We start from the raw sequence: 16,999 nt of genomic DNA on the forward strand, positions 1-16,999 counted from the left end.
TCGATTACCGTCCAATAAGGTCAAGAAATTCCGGGAGCCTGTCTTTTCCTCCCATTGCAAGAAGAACTGTTCCGCTGGTAAGGGTTGCAAGCTCGGTCATCAGCTCGGCTGCCGCCTGCAGACCTGCATCCTTTTTAACAGGGGCATTGATCATTTTCTTTAAAAATTCCTGGGGAATCGATGGTACACCGGGCAGGTTATTGAGGTAGCGGACCATGGTGACTGATTTTAAAAACATCACCGAGGCAAAGAGCTCTATCCCTGTCTCCTCGGAAAATTGCAAAAAAGGCTCAATGATATTCAGATCATAGGTTGGACCCAGGGTCACGGAACTCACACCGTACCTCTGCATTGGTTTAAAAAATTCGGCACGCGCCCTGTTAAGATTCACATCATCAGACAGGTCAAGTGCCACTCCAATCTTAAACTCAGTTGCTCCATCAAGCGCTTCACCGCCCAGGTCCTTGCCACCATTGAGCGCACTCACACACTCGAGCATGGAGACCAGATCAAGATCACCACTTGTCCTCACCACAGGCTGATCCCCTTCTGCCGGATCATTGCCTTCTTTTATAACGATATTTTTAATACCAAGAGCTGCAGCGGAGAGAAGATCTGCCTGAAAGGAGATTCTGTTTCTATCCCGGCCAGTGATTACCATCTCCGGTTCGTAACCATTGTCTTTTAAGGCAAGGCAGGGAGCAATCGGGGACATTCTCATGATAGCGTGTTCACAGTCAGTGATGCGGACACTCTCTACACGGCCCCTTATCTGCTGGGCAGTACTGAGAAACGAATCAAGATTAACACCTTTAGGAGGGTCAATCTCAGCTATAAGAGTACGAGATTTTTGGCGGGTAGCGGTGGTGTCTTGAGCAGCGTCCATTGAACCTCCTGTAAGATGATAATTTCATATTACTTTCTATCGGAGAGCAAAAATGTAGCGCAATACCTGAAAAGACAACGTATTAGAAATATTTACAGCCTGCTTGACAAAGCGATTTGAAAAATAAAACCATTTTATATCAATATTATTTAACTAATTATTAAATATAATTTCAAGCATATTTTTCAACCTCTCCATATATTTCACTGAGCCTAATGAAAACTACGTTACATGTGTAGATTACAGGAAATGTCATATACCACCCGAGTCTGAGAACAACCTGCTGCCATATGAGGTACGACCAAAAAACACAAAAACCGTAACTCCATGTGTATCTATGGAATTACGGTTTTTACATACTGCAACCTTACTGCTTTGTTGAGGAAACCCTATTTCTTATGGGTCGCTCTCATTGTTTTCGCAAGTTCTTTAATTTCACCCAGGTCCTGAGTCATCATATTCCAACCATACCAGTAGGCATAATCAGGATTGACATGGAAAAAGGCCTGGTAGGCGCGCATACGATGCTTCATATACATTTGCACCAGAACCTGATCTATATACGACAATTTGTCCAGGTCTGTGTCCCAGTTAGCACCGTTTGTGTGCATCATGGTAAGAAGGAATGGATAGTTATGTGGATATCCGGCGGGCTTTTCAATAATGCCCTCTTTATACAGAGCTGCTACCGTTTCTATTGCTTCAGCCATGAGCCGATCCGCTTTACCAAGAATGGCATCTCCCATATCAAGCTGCTCTTTGGCATAGGATTGAGAATGGCACTGGGTGCAGGTGGCGAGCATTTTATTCCTTTCCTTCTCCCAGGACGCCTGGTCAAGTCGTGCCATATCAGCCGCTTTTACAGCATCCAAAATGGCTGTGGGCTCGCCTGTTTCGGGATTGAGTACACCAAGTGCTTTTAAGATTGTTACCCGGTCTGCCGCCTCTTGTTTATCTTCTGGAAGCGGAAGTCGAACACCAAGAAAACCCCATGCTGTATGATTTTCATGTGTTCCATCAGGAAGATGGCAGGTTTGGCAGGTAGGTGCCGCCGCTCCTTCAGGCAGGTCTCCATCTTTTTTAGCAAAATAACGGGTGCCGTGTTTGGAACTCGACCACATCTCCCATTGGGGATGATCATAGCCCATATGACACTGCTGACATGCCCTCGGATTTTGGGCCTCTTTTAAAGAAAAGGCATGACGGGTATGACATTCATCACAGGAATTCACCTGATAACGATACCCTTTATCTAACTGATCTTTCTTTTGCTCTTCTGTTCGAATACCCATATTATGACAACCACCACAACCGCGACCACCCTCAATCAACTCATCGGGAGCCATATGCGTTGCTGGAATCGCATTTAAAACCGTCCAGCCCAGATTGTGTTTACCCATTTTAAAAGATTCAAACTGTTCCTCATGGCATTCCGCACAAACCGCTTCGTCCGGCAGTTTTGCCATTTTGTAATCTTCTGCCGTCTTGTGGTCTTCTCCATGACAGGTCGAGCAGGTAACCTCATTTTTGGAGTGCTTGGAAGCCCCCCAATCCATTACCATCCTCGGCGAAACCTTCGTGTGACAATCGATACAATTGTCACTGGCCCATAGATTTCCTGCGACCAACAGCAGGAACGTCATACCCACCCCTACTCCTCGTGTAAAGTGAAGCATTTCTCCTCCAATAGGTAAAAAGAACAAGCCCCTCCCAGCCGCCAACCGGTCCAGGATAAGGTGAAACTGTTACGCAAAAGATGAATAGATATTCAGTCATCCTACAATTTTGTCGAGTGAAAGTCAATTTGCCCTAACACAATAGCGGATAAAAATCAAGGCTCATCAAATTTTCTGATAATGCGGATAATCTATCTATTTTCTGATAGAAAAATGAACAAGAACATCTGGGACTTTTCATCTAAAGGCATTCGGACAAAAGACAATTGTGTTGAAAAATAAACCTGTAACTGGTTACAATCTCCACTACTGGAAAAGTACATTATCCAACGGCCCGTTGCTGAAGATGACTGCTTTGAAAATATTAAATGTACCATATCGACATGGGAGCGAACCAATATGCAAGATTTTACAGCTCACCGCAATTTTCTCAAAGACAGCCTGCGAAAATCAATTGATTTTCGCAACAGTGACCAGAACCGAGGAGTACCCGAGCCTCCTCCGCAGCAACCACTTGCTCAAGACCTCCCCCGCATAGCGTTACCACAGAAAAAAGATTGGCAGCCTTGCATCCCAAAGACAGATCTTATAAGTGCAATAACAAACCGAAAAAGCAGGCGCAGCTTTAACAATGCGCCCCTTTCCATCGAAGAACTCAGCTTTCTTCTCTGGGCTACACAAGGACAGCGCAACGCCGACAGGCGGACCCCTCATTTTCGCACCGTACCATCAGCTGGTGCCAGACACAGTTTTGAAACATATCTGTTCATCCAAAGAGTTGAAACAATTCCTGCTGGCCTCTATCGTTTTCTGCCGCTTTCAGGCGAAATCGTTTTCCTTTACGCAAGTGACCAGATGTCTACCTCAAAGCTTGCCAAGGCAACCTTTGGTCAAAAATTCATCGCCAGCAGTGCCGTTACCTTTGTCTGGACCACAGTCCCTTACCGGATGGAGTGGCGCTACCTTGAGGCGGCACACCGGGTTATTCTGCTTGATGCTGGTCATGTTTGCCAGAATCTCTATCTGGCCTGTGAAAACATAGGAGCCGGGACGTGTGCCATTGCAGCCTACGATCAAGAAGCGATGGACGCCTTACTCGGGGTAGATGGTAAAGACGAATTCGCCGTCTATCTTGCACCAGTCGGCAAATATTGAGAAATTGGAACGCCCCCATTACAACAACGGATCAGAAGATATGACGGGTCAGCAAAAGCATAAGCACAGCCCCCCTCTCTTGACCAAAGAGTCTATTCATAGTGCAAAAGAAGGCTGCCGGTTTTGTTCGTCTGCAGTTCAAGATTCAGTAGTGGCAAAATACAAAACAGCGATGGCCATTCAGGATCGCAACCCGGTAACCAGAGGTCACCTGCTCATTTTACCTGAACGTCATGTGGTCGATTATTTCCTGCTCACCAGCAAAGAAAAACAAAATATCGATGCACTACTTGCGATCTGCAGGTTAAATATCATGTCAGAAGATCCGACCGTCAGTGGCTTTAATGTTGGTGTAAATTGTGGAGAATCTGCGGGACAGACAATTTTCCATTGTCATGTTCATCTGATCCCTCGTAGAGACGGTGACACCCCCTCTCCCCGTGGTGGAGTTCGGGGAGTTATACCAGGAAAAAGAGACTACCCTGTTTCCGGGCAAAATATGTAGCTCATCAGTAACGCACAGGATTGACGAAAACCAGAACACAAATTTCCCCTAATTAAAACACCCCCAGGAGACTACGATGAAGAAATATGTTTGCGCCCTCTGTGGCTATGTATATGACCCCGCTCTCGGTGAACCCGATGACGGTATTGCCCCGGGCACCGCATTTGAAGACCTGCCCGACACATGGACATGTCCGGTCTGTGGGGCATCAAAAGATGAATTTTCGAAAAAGGACAACTAGAGCGGCACAGGCACGCAATGCTCAAGCCTTTTAAAAGGAAGACATTACAGCCGCCACAATTGACCCTTTTTCGACATTTTACGAGGATAATTATTGTGGTCTTCCGTTTCCATTAAGACCTCAGGGGTGACCGGAGAATACGGGTCGAGTTCAGTATAGCCATATGCTGATACTTGCTTGAATCGTTATAACTCTGCTCTGTTTTTTCAGTTGAATGTCGCTGTTGATACAGTCCCACAACTGTTCAATTTTCTTTCTGGAACAACGGGACAGGTCAACTACATATTCGTCGCCGACAATTCAGTACATCACATCAGCCGCGCGGATAGGACTTTGAAGGGTCTCGACGAGATGGAGCAGATATTTGTTTCCTGCCTCTGCAAGAAGCAAATGCCTTTTCTTCCAGAAACTGTATAGATGAGATAGGTGTAATCATCCATCAAAGAAGGGTGCCTATTGAATATCAGAATATCCTGAGAATGTTTCAGCTCCTCAAGTCCAAAACGCTGCAGCACTTTATAATCGAGAATTCTTGTCACCGGACTTGTGGTAATCAGTGGGAGTGAACACATCCTCTCCGTTTAATATGCCATTGCAAGGTTAGCGGCAGCTTCACCCAGCAAATATCCAGAAGTCATCACGCCAATGACAATACCATGATTACAATTGAAATCCCAGACACTATAGATGGGTACCGATCCTGCAATGCTGAGAACTTCGGCGGTGTGAACCGGATCATAGTACACACCCTCCCTGTCCAGGAGATAGGCCAGCAACAACATAATTGATCCGTCAGGCAGTCGCAACAGTTCTTCGGCAAGCCGCTCCAGAGATAAATCCTCCAGCTTTTTTGGGCAACTTTTGCCAACGGCCTGGTCGGTCGTCGAGAATAATTATCGCTGTAACATCGGTGTCTTTCCTTTTCTTCAGACTTACAAGATATACCTCATATATATCTTGACAAACAAGTATCTTGACAAACAAACTATATTCTGTGATATTCACCTCAACATTACCTATTTTGTAAGGAGATATAACAGATGGAATTTGAAACGATACTTTTTGCAGCTATCCAGTCAAGCTTTCTACTTGGCCTTCTTCATGGAGTTAATCCATGCGGACATTCATGGCTGGTATTAGCACCTTTTGTAGCGGGAGAGAAGAATGGTGGCAGGGTGGCGCTGCTTACCTTCGCTTTTGTCAGCGGTACGGCTCTTGCCTGCCTTGCATTAGGCGCAAGTATCGGGGCAATTTCTCGATTTGTACCGTTGTACCTGGGCGCATGGGTGGAAACTGGTACGTCAGTTATCCTGATTATTCTTGGTTTGCTGCTGATATACAATCCACATATCTTGCACAACCATGAACACGATGATCACCATAAAAATGGTATTGGACAGGATGACAACCATGATCACCATAATCACCACAAGTGTACAGCACATTGCCACAGTCATGATAGCCAAGGGCGACACGGACTGTTTTCCACGCTCCAGAGGTTAACCAACAACACCAATCTGTTACCATTTGCGCTTTTTGGCATCGGGTTTGTCAATATGATCGTACCCTGCCCAACCGCTGCAATCATGTACGGTTATGCACTTAATGCAGGCAATGCCGTAAAAGCAACGCTTGTTTTTGGAACTTATGCTATGTCAACAGCAATTGCCGTTGGTGGTGTGATTTTCCTCATATTTAAAGCAACCAACATGGTGAACTCCCTGCAAAAGGGTTGGGTGGAACCACTTGTTATGAGATTATCTGGACTCGTCATAGTGATCTTCTCTGTATATGGAATATATCAGGCCGCTGCGTAAATAGCCTTTGAGGAGGAGAAAAAAATGAGTTTAGAAGTTCTTTCAAATCAGTTGGCTGAATTATATGATAAAATGTCATCCTGGGAGCACTCTATTGTCAAAGACAGTGGCCTGTCTCCGACCCAAATTCACACTGTAGAAATCATAGGCCTCAATAAAAATATCAGGATGAAGGAACTGGCTGAACGACTCGGTGTGACCACGGGAACTCTCACTGTGAGTGTCGATAAACTCGAAAAACTGGGGCTCGTCAAACGTAAACCCCATGAAAATGATCGCCGCTCATGGCTTATTGTTCTAACGAAAAAGGGAGAAAAAGTGTATGAACGACACCATAAATTTCACCAGCAGTTTACCAATGAAATTTCCCAAGATCTCAGCTCCCGGCACGTAACAACCCTTACCGAACTTCTCGATACTCTTTTAAAAAGACTATAGACCATCTCGCAGAATTGAAATTTTGTCCGCTTCTCTGCTTGCAGACGATCAACGACCAGCTGTTGCTGCATCCCGGTAGTCCGTTATTAGACTGAAATAGAGGGTGATCAAGATAAACACAGCGGATCCACCAAAGAGCAGCCGATAGGCGTCCGCCTCCATGAATGAGAGGAGGTCGAGGCACTTGCCAAAAAGAAGGGGGAAACCTGAGCCAACCGGAATGGTGAGTATCGGCGCAAGCGCAAAATAGGAAGTAACATCAACTTTTCCCGCGAATTTTTTGATCGAAGGGGCATAGATCATGTTCCTGATTGCTCTGACGAAGCCGAGCAGATAACTTATCAGGAAAAATGAATAGTAGCTGGGGAAAAAGGTGAGAAGAATCAAAAGCGTGAGTGTGATGAGTTTTGACAGCACGAATTTCTGTTTTAAGCCTAAAAAATTCATCACTCCCAGGAAAACATTGACCGTAATCGAGCCTGCATATATGCACCCGACAAAAGTACCGGCGGCCACCGGTGCAGAAACCCCAAAGAAACCGGTGGCGTAATTGGCGTAAAACGACATCGTTGTAAGAATCACATAGAAATCGAGGTCAGCAACAAGAAAGATCAAAAACCTGCGGTTTTTGAAAATCTCTGCCAATGCCTGCCTGGTGTGGCGAACAAAGGACAAATCATCTCGCTCCGGATCTCCAGGATCAGCCACTTCGACTGTCAGAAAAAAGCAGCAGGAGCCAACGATAAAGAGCAGCCCGGTTCCCATGAATACCCAGGCCGATGATGCCAGGGAAAATGCATAGGTATCAACTATCCTGAGGATCAAAAAACTCGAGGCGACCTTGCCGATATTCTGGGCCAGCATCATATAGCCAAAGCCAGATACTGCTTTTGCTTCAGAAAAAATCCGCACCAGATAGTTGAGCCACACTGGAATAGTAAGTCCCATACAAAGAGAAAATACCGTATAAGCTGCAAAAAAAAGAACCAGGACATCTTTCACTTCATGGACGAAACATAAAGCTACTCCAAAGAGGAAGATAGACAGGCCAGACACAATATGGAGTATTGCCACCAGGGGCCGTTTCAACCTCCGGTTTCTGGAAATATAGCTGGAAAGGAGAGGAAAAGTAGAAACACCGAAGATAAAAAGAGAAGGCACGATCCCAATAGTAAAACTGGAAGCGCCGAGACTTTTGAGAAAAAGCTGGAGAAAAGTGGATTCCATTACAATAGGAAAGCCCAGTCCCCAAAAGAACTCGACGAGGGCAACACCAACGACATTTTTTGTAAAACAGGCATCTTTATTTTGATCGATCACGCAAGGCTACCTGCCGATAATCCTACCATCGAAAATTATTGGCGTCTGAGGTTCACTGCCACATATTCTAAAGCTATCATTTTAATGATACATTTAGATATACTATTGTATAGCTATGTATACATACAAAGCTATATCGTTTCTCGTAATGCTTTTAGAAGTTTTTCTCCAGTTGTACTGGCTCCGAGAGCAATCAAAGCCCTGATTGCAGCCGTTTCACTGATGTGCCGGTGACTCTCTTTATTCATGCTTGCGGTGATTTCTTTGAGTCGGGCGATATCATCACCATACAGTCGGTATGCCTTCAATAACGCTTTTTTGCTTGGTGCGACCAAATCCAGTCGTTCATTAGAATCAGCCTTTGTCTCCGTCGATTGAGCAAGTTTGGATTGTCCTGTTATTTTTTTAGCTGCCATAACTCAGAATCTCCTCAGTGAGTTCTTTGAAATCTTCAGCACCATAAGATCGTGGGTCAAAAACCATCACAGGTTCGCTGTTCATCTGCGCCTGATTGATGGCCTCGTTCCTGCGAATCACGGTCTGTAGTACATTCTTCTTGTAAGGTTCCAACTGCTCTTCAACGAATACGTTAGAGAGCTTGTTGCGTGAGTCACGTGCATTTCTGAGAATCATATAACTGAAGTCGCTCGCTTCTTTAACATCTTCTATTGACCGAAATAGATCTGCGATACCATCCAGGGAATAACGTCCGTAAATAGTCGGGATCAAAATCAGTTCAGAGGTATAAATCGCATTAATCGTCAGGACATTAACAGTTGGAGGACAGTCAATGATGATGAAATCAAAATCCTGCTCAATCTTTTTCAAGTGGTTATGGAGAAGCTTTTCCCTATGGATTTTTGTGGTGATCTGTTCTGCAGTTATGGCCAGATGAATATTGGAAGGAATGATAAAGAGATTTTCAACGGGTTCCTCATTTTCACCGACCACTGCCTGATAAATAACCTGGTCAATTTTATATGCTTTACTGGAAAGCAATTCGTTGACTGTCTGGTTTCTGGGAATATCTGTACAGAAGATGACTGAGCTGTGTGCCTGGGGATCCATATCTACAAGAAGGGTCTTCTTTCCAGACATCGCCAGACAATACGCCATATTTGTCGAAACCGTTGACTTCCCGGCTCCGCCTTTTTGATTAAGTACTATTATTTTCATCGTTAAATCCAGTAGTAAAAATTGATTTATATATATATATATAATGTTATATAATTATATATCTTTTTTGGTATATATTTTAATAACATAATAATTATATATTTGTATAGCATAAATGTTATAGATTTTCCATGACAAATAAGTTTCCCTGCAGGAGACGGCCAGCCGCCGGATTCAATGTAAACAATGTGAATTCGAGATCTCCGTCAGTTGTAGCTGACAGGTAGCCCCGGAATTTTTATAAGCCTACGAAGTATTTCAGAAACCAAGACTGGCGCACCTGGGCCATTGGCTGCAATCTTGCACTGACCAATCAAATATTTCTGTATTGTTTCGATGGAGACCTGTGAGCGGTGCATTATAGATTCTGCAATGAGGGAGCAGTTCCCTTGAAAATCCCAATTTAAAATTGTGGGCCTGCAACAGCTGGAAAAAACACGGTCAACTTTCCGATTGTCGGAATAGGTGCATCTGCAGGAAGGCTGGTCATCTTTGAGGAATACTTTTCAGTTATGTCGAGCAAACTTTTATTATGAACGTCCCCTTCAACCAGGTATCGGCAGTCAAGGCGAAAAACGCTCTCAAAAAAAGTTTATTCTCATGCGGGATGGAAGCGGACACGATTTGGCCAAAGACAAAACAAATACAATTATAAAAGATCTTGTTTCTCTGCTCTCCTCCCTCAAATTATAGAAAATCACCAGATTTTGTCCACCGCACGCCGAAGATCGTTGTAAAATTCCTCAACACTATCGTACATCACTTCAGCACCTGCGGAAAAGTAGAGCAGTATATCATTTAAGGGATCGGGGATATACGGATATATTTTTTTGAGGTTGAAAATCCGGTCGCGGGAAACCAGTGCAAGATCACCTTCAGATATCCGGGCAAAGACCTTTTCTCCAAACGCCGGATCTTTCAGGAGCGCACTTGGCCGAAAGTTCTGCTGGCCTATCAAAAAGAGTAAGACATTGCCAAGACCAAACAGATCCATGGCATAGGGGCGTTCTGGCAGGTAGTAATCATAATCAAAATCGATCCACCAGAAGTGGCCGTCCTCCCGGTCCACATAAATGTGATCCCGACGAATATCCCCATGCTTAAAACCATTGGCATGGAGCAGAACGATCCCATCAACTGAAATCAGAAACTGACGCAGAAGATCAGGCAGAAAATGTTCAAAATAGTCAAGATGATTGTCTCCCATCCTGTAGACCACTTTATCGAGGCGCTGACCGTTGACAATATCCAGAATTCTGACCAAGTTTCCTGCATCATCAAGGGTCGTATATCCCTGCATGAAGGATCGATTTCCCCTTGTGAATTCAATTACCTGAGCCTCTTTTTCGGGACTCCGATAGCAGGTGACCTCCAACGCACCCAGGCGGATTGTATAGGTTTCGTGAAATGCCAGTTTAAGGATATTCCGCTCACCACTCACAAGGTCATAAACCTTAGGAACCCATTGTTTTGGCTGTTCTTCCACCCCAAAGCGTCCCTCTTTGGTGTAGCCGACAATCAGCAGGTAACGGTCGTCCACATGGATCACATCGCCGTAATCTATATTGGCAAAATCACTGGTATTCGACCAGAGTCGTGATTGTCGCCGCAGTGACCGTACCGCCACATGGCCTTGGAGTTTTGGCAGGATATGTTTGGGGAAATGGCTCCAGTCAACCATGGCCTCACCCGACAATCCAGGACGTGAAATTTTTGCAATGTCTGGCCAGAGCATTGGAGATGGAGCCAAACAAGAACTCCTCTGCCTTTGACACCCCGCGTTTTCCCGCCACCACTGTGCCGAAATCACCCTCGGCCTGGACTTGCAGAACCACCTCGCTGATGGTGTGTCCTTCCGCCATACAAACCCGCCTGCTTATTCGTGATTCTGGCTGGCCGGCTTCAAGCAGTAGCCCTACTGCGCTATCGAGCATCTCCTTGCCCCTTGCCTCACGCATTGCCTGATACTCGTTCAATCTGCCACCTTCGGTATAAAAATGGGGTGGCGGTGGGGGGTAAACATTTAAAACACAGACCTCGCCTTTATCCAGCAGGGGAGCAATATTACATACATATTGCACCGCGCGGGCTGAGGTTTCACTCCCATCCACAGCAAGTAATATTTTTTGCCAGTTTTTCATCGTCGCCCTCTCTGGTCAAAAGTGCAACTGGCGGCTATAAATAACACCACCGCCTTTTTGAGCCTCCTAAGGTATACTTTTCTACAAATTCTCCATACCAGGACGCCACTGTTCCAAGAGCTTCACCAGCTCTACCATGCTCTGATGGGTAGGGACCGGGACCCCGCAATCGGCCGCAAACTTGCATAATGCTCCGTTCTGAGCATCAACCTCTGTCATCCTGTCATCTAAAATATCCTGAAGCATGGAAGAGAGATCCCTGGCACTCCGCATGCACGCATCAAAGAGCAACTGATAGAGATCTGTATAGACAAGATCAATACCAAGTGCATCGGCAACCGCTTTCCCTTCATCGAGCAGTCGCTTCATCAGAGAGATCGATTCCATCTGATCGAGAAGGTAACCATTTCGTACCTTCAGGAGAGCCGATAGCGGATTGATTGCTGAAAAAACAATAACCTTGCACCAAAGGCGACCGACAATTCTACGCACCACCTGGGTTGGCATGTCGCTTGCCTGAAAAACACCGGCGATCTCTTTGACACGCTCTGAAATCTGACCGTCAAGCTCTCCGATATAGGTTTTTCCTGCACTACCACGACGCACCTTTGAATTTCCAAGGGCTGCCCCTGTCATGAACGTAAACCCGGCAAGAATATGTTTTCGGGAAACGATCTGCGCCATCGCTTCAATATTACCCAGACCTGTCTGCACGCTGAGAATGGGGCACGATTCGTTGATCAAGTGAGCAACCGATTGGGTTGCCTGGTGGGTGGAAAACGATTTTACCATCAACAGTATCAGATCGCATTCCGTGATGAGTGATGTGTCTGTGATTGCCGTCACCGGTATCGACGTTACCATATCAGGATCGTCCAAACCACCGGTCATCAAACCGATACCGTGCTCCTGTATTGCGGAAACGACCTGACTATCCACATCCACTATGGTTACCTCAGCGTTGCCCCTGGCTAGAGAAGATCCGAAAAGCCTGCCTATTGTTCCACCACCAACAATAACAATTTTCATTTCTACTCCCCTTTTACGTTATATATCGTACTGGAAATAGACCAAACTCGGTGAACAATTGTTGCTTTACCCCTCAGTTACATTGTATCTTTTTGCTGCGGCAAAATCAAATCCCAACACTTTAAACATTCCCGATAAAATCCATACACCTCAATGTCGAAAGGTTACTGCTGGCAGTACAAAGATATTCAAAGGAAAATTTTATCCCTCGCTGCGACAACAATGAAATTTCGCCGGTATGTATTTCCATGGGCGACCTATCGCAAAACCCAAGGTGCGATTAAACTCCATCTCGGTCTTGATACCGATGGTTATCTACCAGCTTGCACGGACATGACAGATGGCAAAACACATGATCTTGAATGGGCAAGACCACTTGATATCCGGGCAAGCTTTTACTATTAAATTTTTTTGAGAGGCGACGGTCACCTGATCTCCTGAAACCGCCTGACAAGGCTCACAATGAACAAATGTCTCCGCAGCTATTGTGAAGTTAACTATGAGACAGCAGTGCTTTAAAGTATTCAAGGCCTCGCTATTGCCGTACTCACTTTTTAAAGAGGAATCACCCAGATCTACTCTTACTTTTACTTCACAAATATCGACTGAAATACAACACGTTAGTATCTTTTATCTCTTAGTATAGTAACAACTAACCATAATCCCAGTACTACCGATATCAAATACCCGATAACCCCCAAAGCTGGGTAACCAAAAAGAAAAGGTTTTACTCCCGTTGTAATTATCATTGAAGAACCGATTATTATTGCACCTGTTATGATTCCGATTGTCAGCCGATTTGATGCATTCTCCAAAGATTTAACCAGCTTCTCCAATTGCTCAAAACGAAAGGTGAACCCCAGATCACCCTGTTCTATTTTTTCGACAATACTCATCAGTTGAAGGGGAAGTTCTCTTTTTATTGCCAGGATAGAACCCAAAGACCCCTTGATGTTTTTCCACACATTTTCGGGACTGTATCTTTTACGCGAAATAGCGTGTATTTGACTCTTGATCTCCTCAACTACATTGAGATCCGGATATGCAAGACGTGCAGCGCCATCAGCAGTAATTAAAGCTTTTATCATTATGATATATTCATTGGGTAACTTTAACTGGAAATTTCGCAAAATTGAGAGAAGGCTGATCAGAAAATTCCCTATATTCATCTGAGCAATAGGAATGGAGTGATACCTGTCCAATAGTTCCATGAATGATCGCTCTACCTTTTTTAAGTCAATGTCACTTTGTTTCTTTGCGCATATTCGAACAAAATTCTTAGTCAGCTTTCGGCTGTCTTTATCTACGACTGCTCCGAGGAGGTCAATAAGTTCAAATCGATCCTCGTCAGTCAACCTGCCGACCATCCCCCAATCAATGAAGCAGAGCTGCAATTCATCACCCACGAGTAAATTGCCAGGATGAGGATCTGCATGAAAAAATCCATCTTCTAGAATCTGCTTGGTTGCTGCGTGCAAGCCATTTTCTGCAACCCTTCGTCTCTTACTATCTGAGGATGCGGTAATATCCTTAAACTTCAGACCATCGAAAAACTCCATCACCAAGAGCTTTTTCGAACTGAGTTCTTTGTATGCTTTTGGAATATACACATCACCATTTTCGATATAAGAGCGGGCAATATTCATATTGTCCAATTCACGTGTAAAGTCGAGCTCCAATAACAGAGTTTTCCGCACTGTTCTCGTTATTTCTGGCAGTTCATAGCACCTCAGTTCTTCAAATTGAAGGTCAAGAAAAACACTTATCGATTCAAGAATATCCAGATCCGATAGAATGTTCTTTTCTATTCCCGGACGTTGAACTTTAACAACGATCTCCTCATCGGATGAACGCAACCTGCCCCTATGAACCTGGGATAGAGAGGCCGCAGCCAGTGGTTCAGAATTAAATTTTGAAAAATGTTTACTGATTGGAGGTCCAAGATATTCAACGATAACCTGCTCAATCTCGTTATAACTGATTGGGGCTACTTCGTCCTGCAGTTTCTCCAGCTCACGAAGCAATTCTTCGGGCAGCAAATCTGGTCTCAAACTCATGATTTGGCCAAATTTTATAAATGTTGGGCCCAATTCTTCAAGAACTCTGCAGATTCGTTGATATACATCTAAATTCTCTTCAACGGAACTTATCTTATGCAACAGATCAGCCCCAGGCATGTCCAGCCGGTCGAGAACTTCATCGAAACCGTATTTGGCTAAAATTAAGACAATGTCGTTAAAACGTTTAATTTTCTTAAGATCATTAATCTGCAGCATAACAGTCAATACTCATTAAAATTTAATCGCTAAGAGACATCAATAAGCGACGAAGTGATACCAAGTGGGCATGTTTATGCATTTTTGTTTTTAGCATACGCCATCTTGCTATTTTATATGCGATATATGGCTACAATGTGACTACTCTGGATGTGAGATTATTCTTGTTTCATCAGGCTCTCACCTGCAATATAAGTAACACTTTCAGCTGCTGGTCTTGCTTTATGCCTAAAAGGCTAATTGATTTGACAATCATCTTTTAGCAGAAGATTTTGGCCCGAGGAAAAACCATAGGATGAGGCCAACTAACTACAGGGAGCACAAGAACACGAAGCACCCATAGTATTTTTCCTCCGATTGAAGCTCTACTCTGTACAACATTATTGATGACCCAAATGTCTGCGATTCAAAATCAATACTCCGAAGATTCCTTCCGTTTCTATCCCCATGCAAGACCTCCATTGATCGTTTCACTCTAAAAAATAAGTGAAAACTGTTCGGTCACAAAATAACTATTTTCAAAGCTTACTATTGAGGTGCCAGTAGAGGTGCCAGGAAGAAAAATTTTCAGGCACCTCAACACCAACACATCCAGAGTTAAACGCTAATTAGAAGTTAGGCTACATATCATCTTCAACCCCTTGTTCAGCCTTCTTCCAATCCTCGACCAGTGAATCGTAAGCTCCTTCAAAACCAGTTTTAATTTCATCCCATGCCTCAGAAGAGCTATTTTGCATTTTCTCCTTCCACATAGAGAGCTCTTTTCGCTGTTCTTCCAGCGATTTTTTAGAAGCCTCATAGTTGTCCTTTGATGAATCTTTGAGATTGTCCAATTTTTCTTTCATTCGACCCTCCCAAACATGCTTGTTATCATCAAATTTATCCAAAAGTTCTTGAGCTTTAGCAATGGCCTCATCTCTTTCTTCAATAGTGTAATCTTTGATGGCAGCAACGGCTTCACTGATCTCTTTTTGCGCTGCTTCATGACTTGAAGCCATTACGTTGTTTCCAAAGAAAAAAATAACAGAAAAAAGTGATAGTATAGTTAGTGCAATCCTCTTATTATTGATTGATTTCATCAATGGATCTCCTTTTATTATTCGTGAATTTTATTATCATAATCACATGAAATAATTGCTTTTTTTAGACATTACATCCAAAAACAACCGTGGTGAATAACAAAAATGTTATTCATTCAATATTTGCTCTATGGAGAGGCTCGTATCGCAGGAGATGGAATTATAAATGGGGTTGAACCTTGACCCGGAAAAACGATCACGATTTGAGCACTACGACATCTCAGTATAAGAGCAAAAAGAACAGTAAAACTTATTACTGATACAGCACCAGAGATTCAGCAGAAAAGCATATAATTTCTATCAAATAAATTCATTACTCTATGCTCAATACACATAACAATATTAAGTCACTTGTCAAGCTCACCACAAATGCTATCCGGTTGATATATAGTTGAATTAAAAATGAATAACAATATGGTGATAAAGTCAGCCTGGTTATTCGTACAGTTTCTCAACAATCAATTTTCAGCAAAAAACTCGGAGAGATTTTGGAAAGATTTTTTCTTAAGATCTTCCTGGTCATACACTTCGCCATCAATCACATACTTACTTTCTAAAATGGCCCCTTGGTCAAGACAAAAGCACACTGAGTTTAAGCTACACATTCAACTTCAAATACAGCTGGTCGGCGCTGCCCCCGTTTAGCTTCTGCTGGCACATCTGATACAGTCTCCACCGCAGCTGGTGCCCCTGTGGTCGAGTACCACCCAATGGTCGAAGCCACCCCGCCTGGCTTCTCGATCTCTACCCGTAAAACCGGAGGCGGGTGATTGCGCATAGCTTAAACTACTGTCTGAAAACCTAAATTCCCGGGCTATTGTAACGATGCCGGTGGCGTGACACCCAATTTAGTATAAAGTTCAATCTGGCGTTTTGTGGTTTCTCCAATCTGAAGCTGTTGTCCCGGCACTTCAAAGCATTCAATGATGTCGAGTTCGTCCAACACCTCCTGCATCGTATAGTTCTTAAACAGATTATTTTCCTGCATTCTCTTCGTGATAGAGGATAAAAAAATCAGAGCAATGAATTGCACAAAGAGCTTACCGTTCAAACTTTGTTCCGAAGAGACGACCGTCCGGCGTAGATTCAGCCGTTCTTTCAGATTATCAAAGGCCTTTTCCACCAGGTCTTTGTTTCGATAGATCTCCAGCGCCTCGACTGCATCTTTGATCTCATTGCTCAACAGTGCAAAATATCCGTAATTGCGTTTTGCCTCAGCCATCGCCTCTTCATTGGCAACAACCTTCACTCCTCGGACCG

At 44.0% G+C, this 16,999-nt stretch carries 18 protein-coding genes and 1 pseudogene; 6 read left to right on the forward strand and 13 right to left on the reverse strand.

Features of this window, described 5'->3' with window-relative positions:
- Window positions 1-4: 4 nt before the first annotated feature.
- Window positions 5-886, reverse strand: coding sequence for a methylenetetrahydrofolate reductase (locus FCL48_RS06500; protein ID WP_136871437.1), 882 nt, complete (start codon window positions 884-886; stop codon window positions 5-7).
- Window positions 887-1,275: 389 nt separating this feature from the next.
- Window positions 1,276-2,529: a multiheme c-type cytochrome gene (locus FCL48_RS06505; RefSeq protein WP_136871474.1), complete on the reverse strand. Its 1,254-nt coding sequence runs from the start codon at window positions 2,527-2,529 to the stop codon at window positions 1,276-1,278.
- A 432-nt stretch (window positions 2,530-2,961) separates the two neighbouring features.
- Here FCL48_RS06505 and FCL48_RS06510 point away from each other — a divergent pair, with 432 nt between their 5' ends.
- The 3 genes from FCL48_RS06510 to rd all read left to right on the forward strand — a co-directional run bounded on the left by FCL48_RS06510 (window position 2,962) and on the right by rd (window position 4,463).
- Window positions 2,962-3,717 carry a SagB/ThcOx family dehydrogenase gene (locus tag FCL48_RS06510; RefSeq protein ID WP_136871438.1) on the forward strand — a complete coding sequence of 252 codons (756 nt, stop codon included), beginning with the start codon at window positions 2,962-2,964 and terminating at the stop codon, window positions 3,715-3,717.
- Window positions 3,718-3,796: 79 nt separating this feature from the next.
- A complete protein-coding gene (locus FCL48_RS06515) occupies window positions 3,797-4,222 on the forward strand; it encodes an HIT family protein (RefSeq protein ID WP_371418665.1) in 426 nt (141 codons plus the stop codon).
- Window positions 4,223-4,298: 76 nt separating this feature from the next.
- Entirely contained in the window at window positions 4,299-4,463 is a 165-nt protein-coding gene (rd, locus tag FCL48_RS06520) for a rubredoxin (RefSeq protein ID WP_136871440.1), read from the forward strand.
- A gap of 581 nt (window positions 4,464-5,044) precedes the next feature.
- On the opposite strand, the gene FCL48_RS06525 is transcribed toward rd, so the two are convergent.
- Entirely contained in the window at window positions 5,045-5,245 is a 201-nt protein-coding gene (locus tag FCL48_RS06525) for a hypothetical protein (RefSeq protein ID WP_136871441.1), read from the reverse strand.
- A gap of 258 nt (window positions 5,246-5,503) precedes the next feature.
- On the opposite strand from FCL48_RS06525, the gene FCL48_RS06530 reads away from it, so the two are divergent.
- Both FCL48_RS06530 and FCL48_RS06535 read left to right on the forward strand, forming a co-directional pair.
- Complete coding sequence (locus tag FCL48_RS06530) at window positions 5,504-6,280, forward strand: sulfite exporter TauE/SafE family protein (RefSeq protein ID WP_136871442.1); 777 nt, start codon at window positions 5,504-5,506, stop codon at window positions 6,278-6,280.
- 24 nt (window positions 6,281-6,304) lie between these two features.
- Window positions 6,305-6,718, forward strand: a complete 414-nt coding sequence (locus FCL48_RS06535) for a MarR family winged helix-turn-helix transcriptional regulator (protein WP_136871443.1) — start codon at window positions 6,305-6,307, stop codon at window positions 6,716-6,718.
- A 48-nt stretch (window positions 6,719-6,766) separates the two neighbouring features.
- Here the strand turns inward: FCL48_RS06535 and FCL48_RS06540 are convergent, their stop codons facing one another.
- The 6 genes from FCL48_RS06540 to FCL48_RS06565 all read right to left on the reverse strand — a co-directional run bounded on the left by FCL48_RS06540 (window position 6,767) and on the right by FCL48_RS06565 (window position 12,384).
- Window positions 6,767-8,038, reverse strand: a complete 1,272-nt coding sequence (locus FCL48_RS06540) for an MFS transporter (RefSeq protein ID WP_136871444.1) — start codon at window positions 8,036-8,038, stop codon at window positions 6,767-6,769.
- Between the two features lie 131 nt (window positions 8,039-8,169).
- Window positions 8,170-8,454, reverse strand: coding sequence for a hypothetical protein (locus FCL48_RS06545; RefSeq protein WP_136871445.1), 285 nt, complete (start codon window positions 8,452-8,454; stop codon window positions 8,170-8,172).
- Window positions 8,444-9,214, reverse strand: coding sequence for a ParA family protein (locus tag FCL48_RS06550; RefSeq protein ID WP_136871446.1), 771 nt, complete (start codon window positions 9,212-9,214; stop codon window positions 8,444-8,446). The genes FCL48_RS06545 and FCL48_RS06550 overlap by 11 nt, the downstream gene beginning before the upstream one ends.
- A 697-nt stretch (window positions 9,215-9,911) precedes the next feature.
- Complete coding sequence (locus FCL48_RS06555; protein WP_169309111.1) at window positions 9,912-10,964, reverse strand: serine/threonine protein kinase; 1,053 nt, start codon at window positions 10,962-10,964, stop codon at window positions 9,912-9,914.
- Entirely contained in the window at window positions 10,900-11,355 is a 456-nt protein-coding gene (locus tag FCL48_RS06560) for a universal stress protein (protein WP_136871448.1), read from the reverse strand. The genes FCL48_RS06555 and FCL48_RS06560 overlap by 65 nt, the downstream gene beginning before the upstream one ends.
- Before the next feature lie 81 nt (window positions 11,356-11,436).
- The gene (locus FCL48_RS06565; RefSeq protein ID WP_136871449.1) at window positions 11,437-12,384 is read right to left on the reverse strand and encodes a ketopantoate reductase family protein; all 948 of its coding nucleotides are present in this window, start codon (window positions 12,382-12,384) and stop codon (window positions 11,437-11,439) included.
- Window positions 12,385-12,606: 222 nt separating this feature from the next.
- Between FCL48_RS06565 and FCL48_RS06570 the strand changes: the two genes are divergently transcribed.
- On the forward strand, window positions 12,607-12,789 hold the full coding sequence (locus FCL48_RS06570; protein WP_136871450.1) for a hypothetical protein: 183 nt from the start codon (window positions 12,607-12,609) through the stop codon (window positions 12,787-12,789).
- Between the two features lie 215 nt (window positions 12,790-13,004).
- On the opposite strand, the gene FCL48_RS06575 is transcribed toward FCL48_RS06570, so the two are convergent.
- The 4 genes and pseudogenes from FCL48_RS06575 to FCL48_RS06595 all read right to left on the reverse strand — a co-directional run.
- On the reverse strand, window positions 13,005-14,660 hold the full coding sequence (locus FCL48_RS06575; protein ID WP_136871451.1) for an AarF/ABC1/UbiB kinase family protein: 1,656 nt from the start codon (window positions 14,658-14,660) through the stop codon (window positions 13,005-13,007).
- 620 nt (window positions 14,661-15,280) lie between these two features.
- Entirely contained in the window at window positions 15,281-15,739 is a 459-nt protein-coding gene (locus FCL48_RS06585) for a hypothetical protein (protein ID WP_136871452.1), read from the reverse strand.
- Between the two features lie 592 nt (window positions 15,740-16,331).
- Window positions 16,332-16,517, reverse strand: coding sequence for a hypothetical protein (locus FCL48_RS06590; protein ID WP_136871453.1), 186 nt, complete (start codon window positions 16,515-16,517; stop codon window positions 16,332-16,334).
- Window positions 16,518-16,553: 36 nt separating this feature from the next.
- Window positions 16,554-16,999 (reverse strand): annotated as a pseudogene (locus tag FCL48_RS06595) (transposase); the annotation flags it as partial.

Source organism: Desulforhopalus sp. IMCC35007 (assembly GCF_005116575.1).
Taxonomy (GTDB): Bacteria; Desulfobacterota; Desulfobulbia; order Desulfobulbales; family Desulfocapsaceae; genus Desulforhopalus_A.